The following is a 21,336-nucleotide window of genomic DNA, read 5'->3' on the forward strand; positions in this document are numbered from 1 at the left end:
ATTTTATATATTAGCTTGATAAAAAAATATAGTATTCTAAACAAGGTAAAAGATTTTAAATAGCGTTATTAAAATTCAATATAAATTAGGAGCATCATATGAATATTTCAATTTTTGATTTATCTATATATATAAAATTTTTTGTAGGTTTATGTGCTTTAGTTAATCCAATTGGTATGATTCCTATTTTTACAACTATGACAAATCATCAGTCAATGATAGAAAGACAAAAAACTAATTTAATGGCTAATTTTTCAGCCTCTTTAATTTTAATAATATCATTATTTTTTGGTAGTAATATTTTAAATATTTTTGGTATTTCTATTAATTCTTTTCGTATTGCTGGTGGAATACTAATTATTAGCATAGCTTTTTCTATGATTACCGGTGAATTTATAAAAAACATCAAAAAAGATAAAGATCAAAAGAAAGAAAAAATAGATAATATTAGTGTCGTGCCTTTAGCAATGCCTTTAATTGCCGGACCTGGAGCCATTAGTTCAACTATAGTTTGGAGTACTTATCATTCTACTTGGATAAATTTTTTTGGATGTAGCTTAGTAATAATTTTATTTTCATTTATATGTTGGTTATGTTTTCAAGCTGCTCCATATTTTGTACAAATTTTAGGACAAACAGGTATCAATATTATTACCCGTATTATGGGTTTATTACTAATGTCTCTTGGAATAGAATTTATTGGAGCTGGTATCAGTGCTATTTTCCCTGGATTTTTAAACTAATTATTTTAGTTAATGTTATATATAACTATTTATTGGATAGTATTTTTGAAAAATAAGATTATTTTTTTTCGAGATTTAGGATTAGAACAGTGGTCAAAAACCGTTAATAAAATGAATAATTTTATATTATCACGTAGTTTTTATACATTTGATGAAATTTGGTTTGTTGAGCATTATGCGATTTTCACTCAAGGACAAAATCATCAAAAAGATAATATAGATTTTATTCATAATATTCCAATAGTAAATGCTGATAGAGGTGGTCAAATTACATATCATGGCCCTGGACAACAAGTAGTATATTTTTTAATTGATTTAAAATATCGTAAAATTAATATTCGTCAATTAATAGATATAATGCAAACTATAGTAATAGAAACTTTACATCATTTTTCTATTAGAGCAAATATTGAAAAAAAAAAACCAGGTGTATATATAAATAAAAAAAAAATATGTTCTTTAGGATTACGAATTAAAAAAGGATCTTCTTTACACGGTTTAGCACTTAATGTCAATATGGATTTAACACCATTTACTTACATTAATCCTTGTGGAGATATCAATATAAAAATGACACAAATAAAAGATTTTAATTCAAAAATTACATTAGAAGATACACGTACTATTTTAATTAAAAAATTATCTAAATTTTTAGACGTAATCATGATAAAAAAGAAACAATAAGCAAGAATTAAACGTATACTTATAATCAAAGTATAAATGTTATATGAAATATTAAATTTTAATTAAATCACTATTTTTTAATTTAATATATAGTATATATTTTAATATTTGTAAATGAGATAATAGATATTCATGAATAAACCTAAAGATGTTTTACTGGGAATAAAAAAACTAAAGATAATTCCCACTAAAAAAATACAAAAACCTGATTGGATAAAAATCAAAATCCCTATCAATACATCTCGTATCAATCAAATAAAAAATGCTCTACGAAAAAACAGTTTACATTCTGTTTGTGAAGAAGCACATTGTCCTAATTTATCAGAATGTTTTAATAATGGAACTGCTACATTTATGATTCTTGGATCAATATGTACACGTAATTGTCCTTTTTGTGCAGTATTTCATGGCAAACCTCATCCTGTAAATATAGAAGAACCTGAAAAATTATCTAATGCAATTTTTGATATGAAAATTAACTATGTAGTCATTACATCAGTAGTACGTGATGATTTGTATGATGGAGGTGCTCAGCATTTTGTTAATTGTATTAAATCTATTCGAAATAAAAACAAAGTCAAAGTTGAAATATTAGTGCCTGATTTTCGAGGAAAAATAGAATTAGTCTTAACAATTTTTGAGGCTGGACTACCTGATGTTTTTAATCATAATATCGAAAATATTCCTAGAATGTATAAAAAAATTAGACCTGGAGCTAATTATAAAAGATCATTATCTTTATTAGAATCATTTAAAAAGAAATATGTTCATATTCCAACAAAATCAGGTCTAATGTTAGGACTTGGTGAAAAAAATTCAGAAATTATTCAAGTAATGAAAGATTTATATTCTAGTGGTGTCACATTACTTACAGTAGGACAATATCTTCAACCTAGTATTCATCATCTTCCAGTACAACGTTATATACCACCTTGGGAGTTTGATGAAATCAAAGAAGAAGCTTTATCTATTGGATTTACTAATGCTTTTTGCGGTCCTTTTGTACGCTCATCATATCATGCAAGTCTTCAATCCCATTTACCTATTAAGAAATAATGTTATTAGATAATAATTAAAAGATTAATTTTTTAGAAATATTTTATATACCATGCAATGAGCATATTTTACATCAAAAAAATGTATAGAAAAACAATATTTTTTATTGATGTATGTTATTTTATACTAGAGGTTACATAGTGTTAAATCCTAATTTGTTTAATATACCAAAAATTATTATTGCATTAGATTTTTATAATAAAAAATCAGCTATGAAATTAGTAAATCTTCTTAATCCATCTATTTATTACTTAAAAATTGGAAAAGAGATGTTTACAATTTTAGGATATAAATTTATAAAAGAATTACATCAACTGGGATTTAACATATTTCTTGATTTAAAATTTCATGATATCCCTAATACTGTATTTAATGCCACAAAAGCAGCTGCAGATTTAGGAATATGGATGTTAAGTGTACATGCTGCAGGTGGTAAAAAAATGTTAATTTCTGCAAAAAAAGCTTTAAAATCTTTTAAAAAAGCACCTTTATTAATAGCTATTACTGCTTTAACTAGTTTAAAAGAAGAAGAATTAAAAGAAGTAGGAATTCAAATTTCATTAACAGAATATATTTTAACTTTATCAAAATTATCTTATTCTTGTGGTTTAGATGGAGTTGTATGTCCGGGAAAAGAAGCAAAAAAAATAAAGTGTTTATTTGGAAGTAAATATAAAATTATTACACCAGGAATTCGAGTTTCTGAAGATTTGCTATATGATCAAAATAATATTATTACTCCTAAAAAAGCAAAAGAATCTAAAATAGATTATATAGTAATAGGACGTTCGATTACAATGTCAAAAAATCCCATTAAGAAATTAGAATTAATAATAAAATCCATGCAATAAAAAATATCTATATTAATATATTTGATTTTAAATTAGGAGATTTTATGCAATTAATAGAAACAGAAAAAGCAGTGTTACCAACACCCTGGGGAAATTTTTTTATTTTTGGTTTTGAAGAAAAGAAGAATGGGAAAAATCATATTGCACTAGTATATGGTGATATAAAACACAGCGCTCCTATTCTTTCTCGCGTACATTCAGAATGTCTTACAGGAGATGCTCTATTTAGTTTAAGATGTGATTGTGGAAATCAATTAGAAATGGCATTAGCAAGAATTTCTCAAGAAGGCAACGGTGTATTAATTTACCACCGTCAAGAAGGAAGAAATATTGGTCTTCTTAATAAGATAAAAGCTTATGCTTTACAGGATAAAGGATTAGACACTGTAGAAGCTAATCAAAAACTTGGTTTTTCTGCAGATGAAAGAGATTTTTCATTATGTGCTGATATATTTAACATTTTAAATGTTAAAAAAATTCGTTTATTAACAAATAATCCATTTAAGGTGGAAATGCTTAGTAATGCTGGAATAAATGTTGTAGAAAGAGTCCCTATTATCGCGAAAAGAAATACTCAAAATGCTTATTATTTAAAAACAAAAGCTGACAAAATGGGTCATTTGTTACCTAAATAAAAAATTTTTATCACAAATAAAAACAGTACTTTACTATGATAAATAGTAGGGGTTTTTTAATGAACCCCTGAATAAATATAACATGATTAAAATTGTATTGTGTAAAATAGTTTTTTTTTATTAAATATATATTTTTGTACTCTACATTATTTTTTTGTATGATTTAACTACTTATAATATATTTATTTTTATAAAGTATATATTTTGAAAATTTAAAAAATAATATATTATATATTTACTATAATTTAATTTTTTACATTATTAGTATCAGTAAGTCTTATATAATATATAAAATATGATTAATATTTTATAATTATGATAAAACAGAATCAGTAATAGTTATCACTATAAAAGTGGGCTTAAAAAATAAAATATTTTTTCAAGAATACGTGTCCAATACGAGCGCATAGACCACTTTTTCTTATCTAATAATTGAGAGTCTAAAATATATTGATTTTGTATACAAGATAAATTTCGACCAAAATTACTGTCATCAATGACTAAAGTAATTTCAAAATTTAACCAAAGACTTCTCATATCTAAATTTGCAGTTCCAATTAAACTTAACTGTTGATCTACTAAAATACTTTTACTATGTAGTAAACCTTTTTTAAATTGGTAAATTTTAACACCGGCTTCTAATAATTCACTAAAAAAAACTCGACTCGCCCACTTGACTAAAATAGAATCGTGACATAAAGGTATAATAATACTAACTTTAACTCCTCTTTGAGCAGCAGTGCAAATAGCATATAATAAATCTTCACTAGGTACTAAGTAAGGTGTAGTCATAATTAATTCATTTCTAGCGGAATAAATTGCAGTTAGTAATGCTTGATGAATCATATTTTCTGGAAAACCAGGTCCAGATGCAATAACTTGAATACTAGAATCTTTATTATATTTATTTTCTAAAATTTTTTTATGTGGTAATTGAGGTAAAATTTTATGACCAGTCTCAATTTCCCAATCACATGAATAAATTATTCCAATTGTTGCAGCTATTGGTCCTTCTATTCGTGTCATTAAATCAATCCATTGGCCAATTCCAGAAGATTTTTTAAATAAATATGGATCTACAAGATTCATACTACCAGAATATGCAATATAATTATCAATTAGTACAATTTTTCTATGCTGTCTAACATCTAATCGTCTTAAAAAAATTCGGAATACACTTACTTTAAGCGCTTCTACAACTTGAATTCCAGATTTTCTCATAATTTCAACCCAAGGACTTCTAAAAAATTCTATACTTCCTGCAGAATCAAGCATTAATCTACAATGTATTCCGCGTTTTGCAGATGAAATAAGAGCCATTGCTACATCATCTGCTATTCCACCTGGTTTCCAAATATAAAAAACCATTTCAATATTTTTACGCGCCAAATAAATATCACGTATTAAAATTTGCATAATTTTTTTGGTATTAGTTAATAGTTTTAAGTTATTAGTTTTTACTCCAGGTATACCTTGTCTATGTTTACATAATTGGAATAAAGATGTCGCTACTTCACTATTTTTTATTTGAAAAATATATTTACAAGACTTTAGTTCATTAAGCCATATATTAGATATAGACCAAATTCTATTTGCAATTTTTTTTTGTCTTTTTCCTAAGTATAATTCACCGAAAAAAAACCAAATAAAAATACCAATAAATGGAATAATATAAATTATTAAAAGCCAAGACATAGAAGAAGCTATACTACGACGTTTGATTAAAATTCGAAAAGTAATATTAGCAATTAGCAACCAGTATATTAAAAACACTAGACATTTTAATGAATTATAGAAAATATTCATCCATTGAAGCTCTTATTTGTTATTTTTTTTAAAAAATATTTAAATATTCAATTGAATATTTTTTTGATTTTTAAAAAAATTTATTATATTTCTAAAATGTAATATGTAGAATATTTAAGATAATAGAATACTTAAATAAGTAATATAAATTTATTTCTTTATATTTCTTTATATGTTAATTTTTATTATTAATAATTAATCTAAAAAAATATACTTTTATTATTTTAATAAAACTATTAGTTTTTTAAACAAATATTTTTATTTGTATTAAAATGTTAAGAAATAAATATTTTTATTTTTTATTTTTTTAAATAATACTCATAGGTAATAATTCACGAGGCTTTCCTATTTTATCAATGGCTACATAAATAAATTCTGCTGCTGCAGCACAGTAATATTGACCTAAGGGTTTAGAATGAATTTTTTTAATCCATATTTCTACATTAATTTTTATAGAACTTTTTCCGACTTTTATACAATTAGCATAACAAGTTACAATATCTCCTACTGATACAGATTTTAAAAAATTTATTCCTTCTACTCGTACAGTCACTACTTTTCCACATGCAATTTCTTTTGCTAATATTGCTCCTCCCATATCCATTTGAGACATAATCCAACCACCAAATATATCACCATTAGCATTAGTATTATCAGGCATTGCAAGAGTTTTTAATACTATTGTTCCTTTTGGTAACTTATATTTTTCTGACATTATTAAAATATTCACTCTATTATGTTTATATTATAAAAAATTATTTTTCTTTTGAAGTTTTGCAATTGATATAAATACCTGTTATTAAAATTAAAAAAAAGGTTAAACTCGTAAATCCGAATACTTTAAAATTTACCCAAGTTTTTTCTGAACACCAAAATGCAATATAAATATTTAAAAGACTACAAAATAAAAAAAATAAAGACCAAAAAAAGTTAATTTTATGCCAATAAACATTCGAAATATTTATATCTTTTTCTAAAAACCTTTGTATTATTGGTTTTTTTGTTAAAAATTGACTAGATAATAATATTACAGAAAAAATTATATAAATGATTGTTATTTTCCATTTAATAAATTGACTGTTATGAAAAAATATCGTAAGAGAGCCTAAAAAAGCAATAACGAAAAAACTAAATAAATTAATTTTATCTATTTCATGATAAAGAAACCAATGCAGAATACATATTAAACCTGATATTATAATTAAAGCACCAGAAGCTATAAAAATATCGTAAAACTGATAAAATATAAAGAATATAAACATTGGTAAAATATTTAATATTTGTTTCATAATATAAATCCAAACAAACTTGTAATTTTTAAGAGCGTAAAAAAATCATATAAAATCGAAATAAGTATATAATTAAAATAGAATATAGTATATTTACACTAATATTTAGTATTAAAAAAATAATATTTTTATTCATAAAATGAATATTAGAAAGTATTATTGTTAAAATAAATTTTCCAAATAGAAAAAATAGCACACCTGGTCCGATTATTTTTATATTTTTATAAGCAATATTTGCACTAAGACGTATAGAATCCATAAAACTATGTTGTTTAAAAGAAAAAATAATTGGTGATAAAGAGAGTAAGATTGATAGTAATATCCCTGGAATAATTAATAGCATAAAACCTAATTGTGTAATAAACGTAGTTATGCAGTTTAGTATAAATAAACTAGGTAAAAATGCAGATAAGGAATATATTGAATATATAAAAGATTCTTTTTTATTATTAGATAAATTAGAAATTAAAGTAATAATGCTGCCTAATAATAATGTTTTACTCATTAACAATTCAATAATTTTAAAAATAGAATATTTTAATAATTCATATTTTTCTTTTAAATTCATATTATTAATTAATTCTAATAATGAATTGGTATTAATAAATTTGTTATTTTCCATTATAGATATAATATGCATATCTGGTTTAATAAACATATCTATTAATATACTAATAAAAGTAATAAAAATAGATATAAAAAAAATACTTCCTACTTGTTTAGAAAAAAAATGATGCGTATCATGACGTAATTCATTTACTGTAACTAGCATATGTATACTCCTTATAAAAATTTACTTTATATGATCTAAAGATTATACATATTATTTCAGAGAAGCATATTTTTTAAAATATAAAAAAATATCTTTTATACAAAAATTATACTAATCTAGTAGCAATTTTTAATTTTTTAGTAAAATTTTTTATTATACTAATCATTTTATCTTCTTGAGTTAAATAAGTTTCAATAATATTAATAATTGCTGAACCACATATAATACCAGAAATACCTAATGACATAGCTTTTTTAACTTGTTTAGTATTTGAAATACCAAAACCTTGTAATAAAGGAATCGAATTATATGTTTTTATTTTTTTTACAAATTGAGTTGATAATGATAAATCTTTATTTTCTACCCCTGTTACTCCAGATCGAGATAATAGATAAATATATCCTTTTGCATATAAAGAAATCTTAGATAATAAATTATCATCTGCATCTGGAGGGCATATAAAAATTGAATTAATATTATATTTATTTGCAGTTTCATAAAAAGTTTTTGATTCTTCAATCGGAACATCTGCGATTAGTACAGAATCTATACCAGCATTAAAACATTGAAAATAAAAATTATCAATACTTTGATTATATATAAGATTAGCATATATTAAAACTCCAATAGGAATTTTTGGATATTTTTTGCGTAATCTTTTTAATGCTTGAAAATATTGAGAAAAAGTGTTATTTTTTGATAAAGCTCTTGCATTTGCTTTTTGAATTGTTGGTCCATCAGCTAATGGATCTGAAAAAGGAATTCCAAGTTCTAATGAATCTGCTCCATTATTTATTAAAATATCAATTATCTTTAGTGATTGTTCTAAAGAAGGATCTCCTAGAACTACAAAAGGAACTAAACATCCTTCTTTCAAAAAAGATAATCGTTCAAACATATTTTGATATCGATTCATTATTTATTCCCTTTTTTTAAAATATCGTGCATAGTAAAAATATCTTTATCACCACGACCAGAAAGGTTAACAATTAAAATCTGTTCTTTTTTAGGATTTTCATTCATTAATTTTAATGCATAGGCTAATGCATGTGAAGATTCTAACGCAGGTATTATACCTTCTTTTTTACATAAAATTTGGAATGCAGTGATAGCTTCTTTATCAGTGATCGATACATATTGAGCACGATTTATACTATTTAGCCAAGCATGCTCAGGACCAACAGATGGAAAATCTAATCCTGCTGAAATCGACCAAGATTCTTGAATTTGACCTTCTTTATTCTGCATTAAATGAGATTTCATACCAAAAAAAATACCAGTTCTTCCATATTTTAATGGTGCTCCGTGTTTTCCTGTGTTTATACCTTTCCCTCCTGGTTCTACTCCAATTAATGATACTTTATCATCTATAAAGTCTGAAAAAATTCCAATAGCGTTAGAACCTCCTCCAACACAAGCAATAATAGAATCTGGAAGTTTTTTTTCCCGTTCTAAAATTTGTTTTTTTGTTTCTTGTCCAATCACTCTTTGAAATTCACGAACCATAGTAGGATAAGGATGTGGTCCAGCTGCAGTACCAATCATGTAATGTGATGTTTTATAACTAGCAGACCAATCACGTAAAGCTTCGTTACATGCATCTTTTAATGTACCAGAACCATTTTTTACTGATATCACTTCTGCACCCATTAATTGCATGCGAAATACATTAGGATGTTGTCTTTTCATATCTTTTTCACCCATGTAAATTCTACATTTTAAATTTAATAGTGCACAAGCAATTGCTGTCGCTACACCATGTTGTCCAGCACCAGTTTCAGCAATAATTTCTTTTTTTTTCATTCTAAGAGCTAACATAGCTTGTCCTAAAACTTGATTCGTTTTATGTGCACCACCATGTAATAAATCTTCTCTTTTAAGATAAATACGCGTTTTTGTATCTTTAGTTAAATTATTACATAAAGTTAGAGCAGTAGGTCTTCCTGCATAATTTTTTAATAAATTATGTAATTCTTTTTGAAAAAACTTGTCTTTTTGTGCATCAAAAAAATATCTTTCTAGTTCAAGTAAAGCTGGCATTAATATTTGAGGAACATACATACCACCAAATTTACCAAAATAAGGATTAAGTAAAGTCATGTAATTTTTTCCTATTTTTATTTTATAAAATCATTTGATAATCTCTTAGTTTTTGAAATACTAATTTTATTTTTTTATGATCTTTAACACCAGGAGATATTTCTATACCAGAATTAAAATCTAATCCTGAGCAGTTTAATTTAGAAGCTGCTACACAATTTTCTGAATTAATTCCTCCAGCTAAAATAACATTATCGAAAATATGATTATTAAGTATAGACCAATTAAAAGATGTATTACTTCCTCCAAAAGAAGAATCAAATAAATAGTGATTTACATGATCCCAATTAAGATCTGGTAATCTTGATTGAATAGAAAAAGCTTTCCAAATTTTAATATTTTTAGATAAAATTTTTCTTAGTCTGCTAATGTAGCATGCATCTTCTTCACCATGTAATTGCACTGCATATAAATTGATTTCTTCAGCAATATTAGCAACAATGTTTATATTTTCATTTTGAAATACTCCTATATGTCTTAATTTACTATTAATTATAATATTTTTTACTATTTTTTTAGTAATATTTCGAGATGAATTTTTGACAAAAATAAATCCGCCATAAATAGCTCCATATTTTTCGACTATTTTGATATCAGAATTACGAGTTAATCCGCAAACTTTATTATTACCCATAATTATCGAACGTACAGCTATGTCTAAATTTTTTTTTGACATTAAATGAGAGCCGATTAAAAAACCATTAACAAATTTACTTAATTCTTTTATTTGACGATATTTTTCTATACCTGATTCACTAATGATTATTATATTTTTTTTAATTAATTGAGATAATATACGAGTACGATTTAAATCAATGGATAAATCATGTAGATTTCGATTATTAATACCGATAATATCAGCATTTAAATGAAAAGCACGTTTTAATTCTGTAAGATTATTGACTTCAGTTAATACACCCATATTTAATTTTTTTGCTATTGTATATAATTCGGTATATTGTCTATCGTTTAAAACTGATAACATTAATAAAATAGCATCTGCTTTATAATATCTAGCTAAATATACCTGATAAGGATCAATAAAAAAATCTTTACATAAAATTGGTTGAGATACACATTTTCGAACTATATTTATAAATTCTAAATTTCCATCAAAATATTTTTCATCCGTTAATACTGAAATAGCAGAAGCGTATTTTTTATAAACATTAGCAATTTGTACTAAATTAAAATCATTTCTAATAATTCCTAAAGAAGGAGATTTTTTTTTGCATTCTAATATAAAGAAAGGTTTTTTTTTCTTCAATGAATGATTAAAATTACGTGTATTAGTACTAACATTATATTGAAAACTAATTAAAGGTTGCTTGATTTTTCTAGAATTAATCCAATTATATTTATCTTTTATAATTTTATTTAGTATTGTCTCTTCCATTATTTTCCTTCTTTTAGCATATTAGCAACATTAATTATATGATTATAAACATCTCCACTACGAATTTTATTTAATGCCAATTGAGTGTTTTTTTTTAAATCTTCATATCCAAATATTTTTAATAACATTGCTACGTTTACTGCTATTAATTCTTCATGTAATCTATTACCTTTTCCTTGCATTGTTTGATTAATAATATGATAATTTTCTTCTGATGATATTTCTAGAGATAGATTTTCAGAATGCATTTCTAAACCAAAATCTTGTGGTCGTAATTCATATGAAAAAATATGTTTATTACATAATTCAGAAACATATGTTATACCATGCAATGTAACTTCATCAGTATTATTACCATGTAAAACAATACCTCTTTTATATTTAAGATTTTTTAGTATGTTAATGACAGGATGTATTAGTTTTTTATGGTAAACACCAATAACAGATAGAAGAGGTTTTGCAGGATTAAGAAAAGGTCCTAATAGATTAAAAATAGTTTTAGTTTTTAAAATTTTACGAACATTATTAGAATATTTAAAGCCATTATGATATTTAGGTGCAAATAAAAAACAAATATTTAATTGATCTAAAGTTTTTCGAGATATTTTTGGAGATGCATCTAAATTAATATTAAATTTTTTTAAAAGATCAGATGAACCAGATTTACTGGAAATGCCTTGGTTACAATGCTTGATAATTTTAACACCACAGGTAGCAGCAACAAAAGCACTTGCAGTTGAAATATTAATAGTATTTTTAATATCTCCACCTGTACCTACTATATCAGAAAAAATATATTCAGGTCTTGGAAAAAATTTCATTTTTTCTGAAAATGCATAGATTGCTCCTGTTATTTCTTCTATTGATTCACCTCGCATTCGCATTGGTATTAATATCGATGCTAGTTGTATATCTGTAATTTTTCCAGAAGCAACTAATTTGAATAGTTGATAACTTTCTTTTTGACTTAGGAAATTTGATTCATAAATTTTATTTAAAATATTTTGCATTTATTACCTGTATTTTTACCGTAAATATTTATTTTATTTAAAATATTTTGCATTTTTAAATTTCCACAATAATCTATTGATGTAAATAATTCAATTTAAATTTAATAAACTTTTTTATGTTTTTTACAATGACTTTTAAACTAAAAAATAAAATATAAATATTATTATCAAATATTTTAAACGTAATATTGCTTTTGAGGTTTTTATAAAAATGAATAAATTAATAATAATTACATTATTTTCTTTAGTATCTATTACTTGGGGGACAACTTGGATTGCCATGAAAATTGCAATAGAAACTATTCCTCCTTTTTTTGCTACTGGTATGCGTTTTTTAATAGCTTCTCCTTTGTTAATTATACTTGCTTATTATACAAAAACTCCTCTTTTATTTCCATATGGAAAAAGATTATTTCAATTAATGATTGCAATCTTTTATTTTTCTATACCATTTACATTAATGTTATATGGAGGTATTTATGTTAGTTCTTCGATTGCTTCGATTATATTTGCAAATATGCCTGTAGCTGTATTAACAGTGTCTTTTTTATATTTTAAAAAAAAACTATTTTTCACTCAAAAAATTGGAGTAATAATTTCTTTAATTACATTGTTTATTGTTTTATTTATAGAGTTGGAATCAAATTGTTTTCTACAATGGAAAGGAATTTTAGCTTTACTTTTTGCTTTATTTAGTCATGCTATGATTTATGCTGAATGTCAAAATAAATGTTGCAATGTATCTGTAATTACTTTTAATGCGTTACCATCATTGTTTTCTGGAATACTTTTATCTACTATATCGTGGTTTTTAGAAAATCCTCATATTGATACTTTTTCTCATAAATCTATTTTAGCTGTAATTTATCTCGGAGATTTTTCTGGAATTTTCGGAATTTTAGCTTATTTTTATTTACAACAAAAAGTAAGTGCATTTTATGCATCTACTGTTTTTTTAATTTTTCCACTAATTGCAGGATTTTTAGAAAGTTATATATATAAAAATACAATTCTATTATGTGAAATATGGTTTATTATTCCCTTAATTATAGGAATATTTTTAACTTTAATTCCAGTTCAACATTTTCAAAAATATAAAATAAATGATTAAAATATATAAAGGCTATTGAAAAATGACTGAAAAAATACAAAAAATATTATCTCATTTTGGCTATGGTTCACGTCGAAGTATTGAAAAAATGATTAAATCTGGATTTATATCAATCAATGAAAAAAAAGTAGTAATTGGTCAACGTTTAGCTGAAAACAGTATTGATAAAATTAGAATTCTAGGAAAAGCAATATCTATAAAAAAAATAAATTTTCAAACTAAAATATTAATATACAACAAACCTGAAGGAGAAATTTGTACTAGAAATGATTTTCAAAAACGTCCAACTGTATTTGATAAATTGCCATTATTAAGTATGAATAGATGGATTAGTATTGGAAGATTAGATATTAATACTCAAGGGCTATTATTATTTACAAATAATGGAATATTAGCTAATCAACTAATGCATCCTCAAAAGCAAATAGAACGAGAATACTATATGCGTATTTTTGGAAAAATTAATAAAAATACAATGAATATTTTAAAAAATGGAGTTAGAATTAAAAATGGTTATACTGCATTTAAAAGAATAGAACCCCTACGTACTAAAGAATCAGGTAAAAATATATGGTTTAAGGGTGTTTTATGTGAGGGTAAAAACCGTGAAATTAGATCTATGTGGCAAACAGTACAATGTAAAGTAAGTAGATTAATTAGAATACGATATGGAAATATTATTTTACCTAAAAATTTAAAATTAGGACATTGGAAAAAATTAAATTCGATTTCACTAAACAATTTATATAGTTTAATATCGTTTAAAGAATACTGAAACAGTATATATTTTTAATAAAAAAATTATTGTTATATTTATATAAAAAAATCATTTTTTTATATATTTCAAAAAAGGTTGATTGTGTGAATTTACTTACAAATTATGAATTATTTTTAGCAAAAATTATTACTATACTTATTTTTATTGCTTCCATTATAGCATTTTTTTGCTTAATAATAAAAAGAAAAAAAAATATCAAACATACATTTAAAATTACTTTATTGAATAACCATTATAAAGATATAAAAAATAATATTTTATTAGCTACTATGAATAATTTTGAAAAAAAGATATGGTTAAAACAAGAAAAAGAAAAAAAGAAAATTTTACAAAAAAAAGAAGAATATTTAAAAAATAAAAAGAATATATTATATGTATTAGATTTTAAAGGTGGTGTGTATGCTAATGAAGTTTTAGGGTTACGAGAAGAAATATCTGCTATACTTTCTGTAGTAAATCAAAATGATGAAGTTTTATTACGTTTAGAAAGTTCTGGGGGTGTTATTCATGGATACGGATTAGCTGCTTCTCAGTTAAATAGACTACGTGAAAGAGGAATACGATTAATTGTATCTGTAGATAAAATTGCAGCAAGTGGAGGTTATATGATGGCATGTGTTGCAGATTATATCGTATCAGCTCCATTTGCTATAATAGGCTCAATTGGTGTAGTAGGACAAATGCCTAATTTTAATAAATTATTAAAAAAATGTAATATAGACATTGAACTTCATACTGCAGGAGATTATAAGCGCACTTTGACAATGTTTGGAAATAATACTGATTCAACACGCACAAAATTCTGTGAAGAATTAAATAGTACACATGAACTTTTTAAAAATTTTATTCAAAAAATGAGACCATCTTTAGATATTGAGAATGTATCTAACGGAGAACATTGGTTTGGAACAATGGCTTTAAAAAAGAAATTAGTAGATAAAATTAGTACAAGTGATGATGTTTTAATGTCTAAAATGAATAAATATACTGTATTAAGCATTCAGTATATTTATACTAAAAAAATATTAGAACGTTTTACATCTTCTATATCTAGAAATATTAGTAAAATACTACTGAAAACATTTTTTTATAAAAATTATTTATAATTAAATCATTTTTATTTTTTATAAAAATTATCTGACTAATAATTTATTCTTAAAAATAATATAATCGACTGGATAGAAATATGCAAAAATCTCTTGTTATAGTTGAATCTCCAGCAAAAGCAAAAACTATAAATCAATATTTAGGCGATAATTATATAGTTAAATCGAGTGTAGGACATGTACGAGATTTATTAACTACTAATGCAAAAAATAAAGATACAATTAAACAGTCTATATTAATCTCTAAAAAGTTTGATCAAAAAAATATTTTAATACAAAAAATGGGAATTGATCCATATCAAAACTGGAAAGCTGAATATCATATTTTACCTGGAAAAGAAAAAATAATATCTGAGTTAAAAAATATTGCCAATCAAGTTGATTATATATATCTTGCTACTGATTTAGATAGAGAAGGAGAAGCAATAGCATGGCATTTACAAGAAGTAATTGGTGGAGATGTATCTAAGTTTAGGCGTGTTGTATTTAATGAAATTACAAAACATTCAATAGAAAAAGCTTTTAAAAATATAGGCTATATAAATATGAATCGAGTGCGTGCACAACAAGCACGTCGTTTTATGGATCGAATCGTAGGTTATATGATTTCTCCTTTATTATGGACAAAAATTTCAAGAGGTTTATCTGCAGGACGCGTACAATCTGTAGCAGTTCGTATTATATCAGAGCGTGAACATATAATAAAAAATTTTATACCAGAAGAATATTGGAAGTTAAGTATTTCTCTTTTTTCAAAAAAAAGAAAATTTATTACTATGAATGTAACGCATTATAAAGATCAAATATTCTGTCTAACTAAAAAAGAAGAAGTAGATTTTGCTATAGAAAAAATTAAAAAATCATTTTTAATTATTCAAAAATGTGAAGATAAAGTATATTATAAAGCAGCACCTGCTCCTTTCATTACTTCTACACTACAACAATCTTCTAGTTTAAAATTAGGCTTTAGTGTAAAAAAAACAATGTTTTTAGCTCAAAAATTATATGAAGCAGGTTATATAACTTATATAAGAACCGATTCATATTATTTAAGTAAACATGCAATTAAAACAGTTCGATTATATATTCAAAGTTATTATGGAAATGATTATTTACCAGAACAACCTAATGTATATTCTAATCAAAAACACTCTCAAGAAGCTCATGAGGCAATTCGACCTTCTAATATTAAAATAAAACTAATAAAATCAAAAAATTTAAATTCTGATGCTCAAAAACTTTATACGTTAATTTGGAACCAATTTATTGCTTCTCAAATGACATCAATAAAATATAAATCTATCACAGTAACAGCAATGGCTGATAAATTTAAATTACAAAATAGTGAGCGAATAGTAATATTTAAAGGTTGGACTAAAATTTTAACAGAAGAAAAACATATTAATTTAGACTCTACTAATTTAGAAAAAGGAAGTCCATTATTTATAGATAAATTTTTACCTGTTCAAAAATTTACTAAACCTCCACCACGTTTTAATGAAGCATCCTTAGTTCGTGAATTAGAAAAAAAAGGTATTGGAAGACCGTCTACCTATGCTGCTATTACATCAAAAATACAAGAACGAGGTTATGTTACAATTAAAAAAAATAAGTTTTATGCTGAAAAAATGGGAGAAATACTAACTATTCGACTAAAAAAAAGTTTTAGTGATCTAATTGATTATAATTTTACTGCAAATATGGAAAAAAAATTAGACCAAATTGCTGACAATAAAATTTCATGGAAAAATGTGCTTAATTCTTTTTTTTATGATTTTTCAAAACAATTAGAACAAGCAAAAAAAATACCAGAAGATGGAGGAATGGAGCCAAATATTATTGTGATGACTTCAATTGATTGTCCAGTTTGTTATAAAAAAATGGGAATAAAAACTGCAGTTACTGGTGTTTTTCTTAGTTGTTCAGGATATAATTCTGAACCAAAAACACGCTGTAAAAAAACTATAAACCTTATATCATTAAATGAATTTAACAAAAATAAAAAAGATAAAAAAGAAAATTTTAAAAAAATAATTAATCGATGTCATATATGTAATATGACTATGGATAGTTATTTTATTAATAATAAACTTAAACTTCATATTTGTGGTAATAATCCTAGTTGTATTGGTTATAAAATTGAAAAAGGCAAATTTAATGACGGACCTACTTATTTATCTCAAATTATTCAATGTGAAAAATGTCATGCAGAAATGACTTTCAAAATAGGTCGATTTGGAAAATTTTTTATATGTATTAATCAAGATTGTAAAAATACAAGAAAAATTTTATCTAATGGTGAAATATCAGAGCCTAAATTAGAACCTATTTCTTTTCCCAAACTATTATGTAAAGAATCTAATGCATGGTTTGTGTTAAGAGAAGGAGTGTCTGGTATTTTTTTTGCTGCAAATACTTTTCCAAAATCACGAGAAACTAGATCTCCATTAGTTGAAGAGCTATTTCAATTTCAGCATTTATTACCAGAAAAAATACGTTATCTAGCTATTGGTCCTCAAATTGATGACGAGGGAAATAAAACTATAGTTTGTTTTAATAGAAAAACTAAAGAACATTATATCAGTTCTAAGAAAGAAGGGAAATTTACAAATTGGGTAGCTTTATTTTCAGATGGAAAATGGCTTGTTAATAAAAAATAAGATTATAATAAATGGCATTCTCGAATTTTTTCTGTAATTAATCTGACAAATTTTGGACTACTAGTTAGATTCCCAGAATGAGGATTATTATGTTCGTGACCTCCTTTAAAATCACTAATTAAGCAGCCAGATTCTCGTGCTTGTAATTTTCCTGCTATAAAATTATTTGGTTCTAAATTAAAATCAAAAAAACAATCTATTCTTCCAGCTGCAACATAAGCTAGATCAAGTACAGTAGAACCAGTACATCTTAAAAATATCCCAGATAAAATTAATTTTTTATATATTTCAAAATAGGATGAAGTTTTTTCATGAATATAATCCGGTAGATTCACTGCAACTGTAGTATATTGTAGAGTATTAATATTACTACATCTAGTTCTATAACCGTTTAGTTGTGAACCTTGTCCCTTTACAGCCGTAAATAAATCATTTCTTATAGGATCATATATAACAGAAATTTCTGTATGATTTTTCGAAATGACAGCAATAGATATACAAAAATGAGGAAAATGTTTAATAAAATTATTTTTTCCATCTAATTCATTAATTATCCAAGTAGTATTATTATCATTTTTAAACAATAAATATTTTTCATTTTGGTTTAAAATAATATGATTTGGATATGCTTTATGAATAATTTCACTTATTGTTCTATATGTTTTATACATAATATTTTTAATAAACATTTTATTTTTTTCTATATCTTCTTTTCCAAACTTTTGTGAATCATAATTTTGAACAATGATATTTCCTCCTTTTCGTACTGCACGAATAGCGATATTTAATATGGGATGCATTACAATCTCCTAAATTTTTAAATGTATTAAAATGATAACATAATTTAAATGTCTTTAATATTCATTAATAATTAAAAAATAATTTTTTTCTGTATATGAAAAATAACAGTGCAATCAATTAATTTCTAATTTATTTCTACTAAAAGTAATATTATTGCTTGTTTTATATACCAAAATGAAAAAAAATATTTTTATACTCATTTATTAGGATTGTAAAATGCATAATATTAATGTATTAAACGCTTCAAAATATAAAATTAATTTATTAGATTTACATCGTCAAGATTTACATTTTTTTCTTTCTTCTTTAGGTGCAAAAAAATTTTCTACAGAACAAATAATGAATTGGATTTATAACCATCATTGTAATAATTTTGATAAAATGCTTAATATTAGTAAAATAATCAGAAGTAAATTACAAGAAAAATCTCATATTTTTGCATCAGAATTTATAGAAGAAAGAATTTCTTGTGATGGTACAATAAAATGGATATCATTGATTGATCATCAGAAAATTGAGACAGTTTATATACCAGAAAAAAAACGTTCTACACTTTGTGTTTCATCACAAATAGGATGTTCTTTAAAATGTAATTTTTGTGCTACTGGTCAACAAGGTTTTAATAGAAATTTAAAAGTTTCTGAAATTATTGCTCAAATTTGGCAAGCAAAAAAAAAATTAAAACAAAAAAATATCTTAGAACGCATTAGTAATATAGTCTTTATGGGGATGGGTGAGCCTTTATTAAATTTAAATAATGTCGTTTCTGCATTAAAAATAATTTTAGATGAACATGGTTTTGGTTTATCAAAACGCCGAATTACTGTGTCCACTTCTGGAATAGTGCCAGCATTAGATAAATTAAGAAATATGATTGATGTTGGTCTAGCAATTTCTTTACATGCTTCTAATGATTCTATTAGAGATACTCTTATGCCTATTAATAAAAAATATAATATTGCATCTCTATTATATTCAGCATTAAAATATTTTAAATGTTCTAACGCTAATAGAGGTGGAATTACAATAGAATATGTTATGTTAAAAGGAATTAATGATTCTAACAAAAACGCTGAACAATTGGCTAATTTATTAAAAAATATACCTAGTAAAATTAATCTTATTCCTTGGAACTCTTTTATAGGTTCATCTTTTATATGTAGTGATATTAATCGAATTAATATTTTTGCAAAAATTTTAAGAAATAAAGGTTTTACTACAGTTATTAGAAAGAATAGAGGAAAGGATATTAATGCTGCATGCGGTCAACTGACTGGAAACGTAATTAATCGCTTTAATATAGTTAATTATTCTAATAAATAATAATTTATTACATTCTATGTTAATAATGTGTAATTTAATTAAGTAGTAATATAATTTATTATTCACATGCTATTTTATACAAAATAAAATTTATTTAAAACAATATGAATAAATATAAAAATATTTCTAGAAGAAAATCTGATCGAATTTATGTAGGTACAGTTCCTATTGGAAATAATGCACCTATTTCAGTTCAATCTATGACTAATACTCGTACAACAAATAGTTTTCAAACTATTCAACAAATTTTAGAATTACAAAAATTCGGTGCAGATATTGTGCGTGTTTCTATACCTAATTTAGAAGCTGCAGAGTCATTTAAAGTTATTAAGAAAAAAGTACGAGTTCCATTAATAGCAGATATACATTTTGATTATAGATTAGCTTTAAAAGCGGTAAAATATGGAGCGGATTGTTTAAGAATCAATCCTGGAAATATTGGAAATAAAAAAAGAATATCAGAAATTATTAAATGTGTAAAAGACAAAAACATACCGATTCGTATTGGTGTAAACGCAGGATCACTAGAAAAAGATATATTAAAAAAATATAGCATTCCGACTCCAGAAGCTTTAGTAGAATCAGCTATGAGGCATATTGAATATTTTGATGCTTTAAATTTTAATCAATTTAAAGTTAGTGTAAAAGCATCTAATGTATTTTTAGCTGTAGAAGCTTATCGAATGTTAGGGAAAAAAGTTACACAACCATTGCATATTGGCATAACAGAAGCAGGAAGTTTAAGAAATGGAACGGTAAAATCTTCTATTGGTATTGCTTTATTATTATTAGAAGGTATTGGTGATACATTACGAATTTCATTAGCAGCAGATCCTGTTGAAGAAGTAAAAATAGGGTATGATATTTTACAAGTTTTAGGTATAAGATCTAGGGGTGTTAACTTTATTGCTTGTCCTACTTGTTCTAGACAAGAATTTGATGTCATTAAAACAGTAAATCAATTAGAACAAAAATTAGAAGATGTTTCTACTCCTATTGACGTATCTATCATTGGATGTATTGTTAATGGAATAGGTGAAGCTAAAATAGCAACATTAGGATTAACAGGCGGTTGTAAAAAAAGTGCTATTTATGAAGATGGTGTACGTCAAAAAAATAAATTAAATAATGAAAAAATTATCGAACAAATGGAAATAAAAATTCGAGAAAAAATAAAAAAAATAAATGAATTAAAAAAATAATACTTAATTCATC

At 24.5% G+C, this 21,336-nt stretch carries 19 protein-coding genes and 1 pseudogene; 11 read left to right on the forward strand and 9 right to left on the reverse strand.

From position 1 onward, the window contains the following. The first annotated feature begins 98 nt into the window (after positions 1–98). The 5 genes from D9V67_RS01365 to ribA all read left to right on the forward strand — a co-directional run bounded on the left by D9V67_RS01365 (position 99) and on the right by ribA (position 3,969). Positions 99–743, forward strand: a complete 645-nt coding sequence (locus D9V67_RS01365) for a YchE family NAAT transporter (protein WP_158359367.1) — start codon at positions 99–101, stop codon at positions 741–743. A gap of 45 nt (positions 744–788) precedes the next feature. Next, complete coding sequence (gene lipB / locus D9V67_RS01370; protein ID WP_158359369.1) at positions 789–1,427, forward strand: lipoyl(octanoyl) transferase LipB; 639 nt, start codon at positions 789–791, stop codon at positions 1,425–1,427. Positions 1,428–1,559: 132 nt separating this feature from the next. Then, the gene (gene lipA / locus D9V67_RS01375) at positions 1,560–2,483 is read left to right on the forward strand and encodes a lipoyl synthase (protein WP_158359371.1); all 924 of its coding nucleotides are present in this window, start codon (positions 1,560–1,562) and stop codon (positions 2,481–2,483) included. A 140-nt stretch (positions 2,484–2,623) separates the two neighbouring features. Continuing rightward, positions 2,624–3,334, forward strand: coding sequence for an orotidine-5'-phosphate decarboxylase (gene pyrF / locus D9V67_RS01380; protein WP_158359374.1), 711 nt, complete (start codon positions 2,624–2,626; stop codon positions 3,332–3,334). 44 nt (positions 3,335–3,378) lie between these two features. Then, positions 3,379–3,969 (forward strand): GTP cyclohydrolase II, encoded by a 591-nt coding sequence (ribA, locus tag D9V67_RS01385; RefSeq protein ID WP_158359376.1) that lies wholly within the window; start codon positions 3,379–3,381, stop codon positions 3,967–3,969. 345 nt (positions 3,970–4,314) lie between these two features. On the opposite strand, the gene cls is transcribed toward ribA, so the two are convergent. The 8 genes and pseudogenes from cls to trpD all read right to left on the reverse strand — a co-directional run bounded on the left by cls (position 4,315) and on the right by trpD (position 12,342). Next, positions 4,315–5,775: a cardiolipin synthase gene (gene cls, locus D9V67_RS01390; RefSeq protein ID WP_158359378.1), complete on the reverse strand. Its 1,461-nt coding sequence runs from the start codon at positions 5,773–5,775 to the stop codon at positions 4,315–4,317. 307 nt (positions 5,776–6,082) lie between these two features. Next, positions 6,083–6,490 carry an acyl-CoA thioester hydrolase YciA gene (gene yciA, locus D9V67_RS01395; protein ID WP_158359381.1) on the reverse strand — a complete coding sequence of 136 codons (408 nt, stop codon included), beginning with the start codon at positions 6,488–6,490 and terminating at the stop codon, positions 6,083–6,085. A gap of 40 nt (positions 6,491–6,530) precedes the next feature. Continuing rightward, on the reverse strand, positions 6,531–7,064 hold the full coding sequence (locus D9V67_RS01400; RefSeq protein ID WP_158359383.1) for a septation protein A: 534 nt from the start codon (positions 7,062–7,064) through the stop codon (positions 6,531–6,533). A gap of 28 nt (positions 7,065–7,092) precedes the next feature. Beyond that, positions 7,093–7,836 carry a YciC family protein gene (locus D9V67_RS01405; RefSeq protein WP_158359385.1) on the reverse strand — a complete coding sequence of 248 codons (744 nt, stop codon included), beginning with the start codon at positions 7,834–7,836 and terminating at the stop codon, positions 7,093–7,095. A gap of 106 nt (positions 7,837–7,942) precedes the next feature. Further along, the gene (trpA, locus tag D9V67_RS01410; protein ID WP_158359387.1) at positions 7,943–8,752 is read right to left on the reverse strand and encodes a tryptophan synthase subunit alpha; all 810 of its coding nucleotides are present in this window, start codon (positions 8,750–8,752) and stop codon (positions 7,943–7,945) included. Beyond that, positions 8,752–9,936, reverse strand: coding sequence for a tryptophan synthase subunit beta (gene trpB, locus D9V67_RS01415; protein ID WP_158359389.1), 1,185 nt, complete (start codon positions 9,934–9,936; stop codon positions 8,752–8,754). The genes trpA and trpB overlap by 1 nt, the downstream gene beginning before the upstream one ends. Positions 9,937–9,958: 22 nt before the next feature. Then, positions 9,959–11,332, reverse strand: a complete 1,374-nt coding sequence (trpCF, locus tag D9V67_RS01420; RefSeq protein WP_158359391.1) for a bifunctional indole-3-glycerol-phosphate synthase TrpC/phosphoribosylanthranilate isomerase TrpF — start codon at positions 11,330–11,332, stop codon at positions 9,959–9,961. Continuing rightward, positions 11,310–12,342: pseudogene (trpD, locus tag D9V67_RS01425) on the reverse strand (anthranilate phosphoribosyltransferase). Before trpD ends, trpCF begins: the two are co-directional and overlap by 23 nt. 211 nt (positions 12,343–12,553) lie before the next feature. Between trpD and D9V67_RS01430 the strand changes: the two are divergent. From D9V67_RS01430 to topA, 4 genes are all read left to right on the forward strand, one after another. Next, positions 12,554–13,453: a DMT family transporter gene (locus D9V67_RS01430; protein ID WP_158359395.1), complete on the forward strand. Its 900-nt coding sequence runs from the start codon at positions 12,554–12,556 to the stop codon at positions 13,451–13,453. A 22-nt stretch (positions 13,454–13,475) separates the two neighbouring features. Beyond that, positions 13,476–14,228 carry a pseudouridine synthase gene (locus D9V67_RS01435; RefSeq protein WP_158359397.1) on the forward strand — a complete coding sequence of 251 codons (753 nt, stop codon included), beginning with the start codon at positions 13,476–13,478 and terminating at the stop codon, positions 14,226–14,228. A gap of 86 nt (positions 14,229–14,314) precedes the next feature. Beyond that, complete coding sequence (gene sohB, locus D9V67_RS01440) at positions 14,315–15,337, forward strand: protease SohB (protein ID WP_158359400.1); 1,023 nt, start codon at positions 14,315–14,317, stop codon at positions 15,335–15,337. A gap of 80 nt (positions 15,338–15,417) precedes the next feature. After that, a complete protein-coding gene (gene topA, locus D9V67_RS01445; RefSeq protein ID WP_158359402.1) occupies positions 15,418–17,997 on the forward strand; it encodes a type I DNA topoisomerase in 2,580 nt (859 codons plus the stop codon). Between the two features lie 2 nt (positions 17,998–17,999). Here topA and D9V67_RS01450 read toward each other — a convergent pair whose 3' ends face one another. Further along, positions 18,000–18,797 (reverse strand): inositol monophosphatase family protein, encoded by a 798-nt coding sequence (locus tag D9V67_RS01450; protein WP_158359404.1) that lies wholly within the window; start codon positions 18,795–18,797, stop codon positions 18,000–18,002. A 217-nt stretch (positions 18,798–19,014) separates the two neighbouring features. Here D9V67_RS01450 and rlmN point away from each other — a divergent pair, with 217 nt between their 5' ends. Further along, positions 19,015–20,121 carry a 23S rRNA (adenine(2503)-C(2))-methyltransferase RlmN gene (gene rlmN, locus D9V67_RS01455; RefSeq protein ID WP_158359407.1) on the forward strand — a complete coding sequence of 369 codons (1,107 nt, stop codon included), beginning with the start codon at positions 19,015–19,017 and terminating at the stop codon, positions 20,119–20,121. A 104-nt stretch (positions 20,122–20,225) separates the two neighbouring features. Then, complete coding sequence (ispG, locus tag D9V67_RS01460) at positions 20,226–21,323, forward strand: flavodoxin-dependent (E)-4-hydroxy-3-methylbut-2-enyl-diphosphate synthase (protein ID WP_158359409.1); 1,098 nt, start codon at positions 20,226–20,228, stop codon at positions 21,321–21,323. The last annotated feature ends 13 nt before the right edge of the window (positions 21,324–21,336 follow it).

The sequence above is a fragment of the Buchnera aphidicola (Brachycaudus cardui) genome, from assembly GCF_005081945.1.
Lineage (GTDB): Bacteria > Pseudomonadota > Gammaproteobacteria > Enterobacterales > Enterobacteriaceae > Buchnera > Buchnera aphidicola_AN.